This window comes from Bradyrhizobium sp. (assembly GCF_019244115.1).
Classification (GTDB): Bacteria; Pseudomonadota; Alphaproteobacteria; order Rhizobiales; family Xanthobacteraceae; genus Bradyrhizobium.
The window spans coordinates 1-2,729 of the sequence record NZ_JAFATE010000372.1 but is presented as its reverse complement, the minus strand read 5'-3'; the positions used below and the strand labels follow the sequence as shown (position 1 = coordinate 2,729).

At 59.0% G+C, this 2,729-nt stretch carries 2 protein-coding genes and 1 pseudogene; 2 read left to right on the top strand and 1 reads right to left on the bottom strand.

The genetic code is table 11. The features are described from left to right. The first annotated feature begins 310 nt into the window (after window positions 1-310). Together JOZ76_RS16425 and JOZ76_RS16420 are read left to right on the top strand one after the other, a co-directional pair. Window positions 311-1,216 carry a helix-turn-helix transcriptional regulator gene (locus JOZ76_RS16425; protein WP_291699763.1) on the top strand — a complete coding sequence of 302 codons (906 nt, stop codon included), beginning with the start codon at window positions 311-313 and terminating at the stop codon, window positions 1,214-1,216. Window positions 1,217-1,277: 61 nt separating this feature from the next. Beyond that, window positions 1,278-1,598, top strand: a pseudogene (locus tag JOZ76_RS16420) (transposase); the annotation flags it as partial. 245 nt (window positions 1,599-1,843) lie between these two features. On the opposite strand, the gene JOZ76_RS16415 reads toward JOZ76_RS16420, so the two are convergent. After that, window positions 1,844-2,729, bottom strand: an 886-nt coding sequence (locus JOZ76_RS16415; RefSeq protein ID WP_291699762.1) for a tannase/feruloyl esterase family alpha/beta hydrolase, incomplete at its 5' end; no start/stop codon positions are given.

Here is a 2,729-nt window from a genome sequence, read left to right as displayed (position 1 = left end):
GATGGTCGCCGAGAAGGAGGTAAGACAAGGGGCGCACGTTTACCCCTCACGAAGGACCAGTCCTGGACCTTCCCTGCGGAAGGACGCTTGCTCATTTCCGCCGTGCCCAGGCTCGCCGGCCAGACGATAAAATGTGCAAATCGCAGGCTGATAACTATGCTGGCAACGGGGTTTATGGCTTGAATAGGCCGAGTCATTACGGTTGCGCGTCGCTGCTATCCTAGTGCGGCTTTCGTCCTGAGGCGGAGCCAACCAACGTAGTTTTTCGAGCGTGACCTCGAACGAGCTTCCGTCGTTTTGGATCGCGACAATGAGCGGGCATCCACAGAGCAAGCGATTGATGGAGCGAAGGCTCCAAGTACAAGAAGGCGCCGACAAATTCGTCACCCTAGTTGGAGAACGAGTTCGTAAGGCTCGCGAACGACGAGGCATTTCCCGTCGCGTTCTCGCCGAATTGTCCCAAGTCTCTTTGCGCTATCTGGCACAGCTCGAGGCTGGAGGGGGCAATATCTCGATTGCTCTGCTCGGGCGAGTGTCGCTAGCGCTCGATCATCGCATCGAATGGCTCGTCGGAGCCGATGATCCCTGGTCGTCCGAAGTTGTCCGGTTTTCCGAGTTTTTCCGAACGGCCACCTTGGACCAACGCCGCCATGTGATGCGGCTTCTCGATCCCGGCGATCCGACGCGCTTGCGGGAGAAGCGGCTATGCCTGATCGGACTCCGCGGAGCGGGCAAGTCGACGCTTGGAAAAATCATGAGCAAAGAGCTGTCTTTGCCATTTTTGGAATTGAATCGCGAAATCGAAGAGGTTAGCGGCATTCCCGCCAACGAGGTGATGGCGTTGTTCGGTCAGGAGGGTTACCGGCGTCTCGAAAGACAGGCGCTCGAAAGAATTGTGGCGACCACTTCCGAAACCGTGCTTGCCGTCGCGGGCGGGATCGTCGCAGAGCCTGAGACCTTCTCCTATCTTCTGCGCCATTTCCACACGGTTTGGCTGAAAGCACGCCCAGAAGAGCATATGCAGCGCGTGCGCAAACAGGGCGACCTCCGCCCGATGAAAGGCAACCCGAAAGCCATGGAGGAGTTACGCTCCATCCTGACCAGCAGGGAGAACCTCTATGCTCAGGCAGAAGCTGTCGTCGACACCAGCGGTCGTACCCTGAAACAGAGCACAAAGGATCTGGTGGACGTCGTCCGCAAGCTCGAACTGATCTGAAAGCAAGGGCACGAAAATAGGGTCCATGTGTTATCGCATTGATTGCAAGCTTCTCGTGTTTCTCCCGTCGAGGGCAGGGCATTTCGACGTCAACCCAACCAGATCACGGCATGGAAATCGCAGCTTGAGGCAAGCGCATCCGGGATTTTCGGACCGGGAGGCGGGCGCCGGCCACGCCAGCGATCGCTGTGAAGTCGCTCCAGGTCAAGATCGGCGAACTGACCCTGGAGAACGATTTTTTTAGAAGGAGCGCTCACCAAGGCGGCGCACGCCGGATGGATACGACGGAGCTGAGCGCAAAGCGATGATCGACCGTGAACACGATCTGCCGGTCACCAAGCAGGCGGAGATTTTGAAGATCAGCCGCGGCAGCGTGTACTACGCGCGGTATGCATATGTTGCAAGCTAGAGGCGCTGATCGGCGTCAGGGCAGTTGCCTTCTCTACATTGAGGCCGGTTCAACTGCGCGCTCGGACGCGCGTGTCATTGAAGCAACGCCATCGAATACTCCATGCGGCTTAGAACCGATAAGCCCGAGATCACTGCGAAGAACTATTTTTCGTCGCGCCATAGGAGGCGCGTGCGAAGCACACGCCTCCGAGGGCGACTGATCACATGATCCCAATTCTACCGGAATGAAAAGTCATCGTTATCCTTCCTGGCTTCGCGCTCGACGGCACAGAATCCGGGCTTGACCCCGGCCTGCTCGAAATCCAACCGACCGTCCACCTCGTCTTTGTACTGCGCGAGAACGTTCGGGCAGACTGTCTCCCTCGTCTCGACGTTGCCGCCGCAGACCCAGTTGGCGGCAAGGTGGAAGTCGCCTGTGCCTTTGTATTTTGCCGTTTGCGGATATGGGCACAGCGGACGCGACAGCGGCGGCGCGGCCGGACCGGCGCTCTGACCGACAACCTGGGTCGGCGTGACGCCATGCTCGACCCAAGCGACCAGGGCATCAAAGTCTGCGCCCTTTTGCGGCCAGGGACCGATGTCGCCGAGACCCGTGCCGGGGCCAAGGACTCCGGCAGGTATGCCGCAATGGCCGACGCCCGGGGCGCGGTAGAGACGATAGAAGTCCTGCACGCCTTCGAACCCCGTGTCCTCGCGACGGTCCCGATAGCGTTCGGCCATCTGCCGATAGTAGTTCAGGACACCGCGGGGATAGATGAATTGATCATTCGATCCGACAAAGGTCATCATCTTTCCGCCATGCGCCTTGAACGTATCCAGATCGCCAAACGTGTCTGTCACGTCAGCGATATTGCGAGAGCCGGCTTGCGCCACGTCTGCGTAGGACAGACCGGGTCCCTCCAGTGTCACCGTCTGCCACTTCGTCGATGGAGGCGAGTAGGTCGTGTCCTTCAAGTCCCACTCGAATTGAGTGACGCCGAGTGGAAAAGGCGTGAGGCCATCGAGGATCGGGAAGTCGCTGCCGCGATCAAGACCGAACCAGATCCGCTCACCCTTCTTGTTGCGGGGTCCATCCCAGACCTTGTTCACCGCCGTCGCTTCG

Coding starts and splice junctions, on each gene's coding strand:
- JOZ76_RS16425 (WP_291699763.1), top strand. CDS start 311: ATGAGCGGGCATCCACAGAGCAAGCGATTGATGGAGCGAAGGCTCCAA.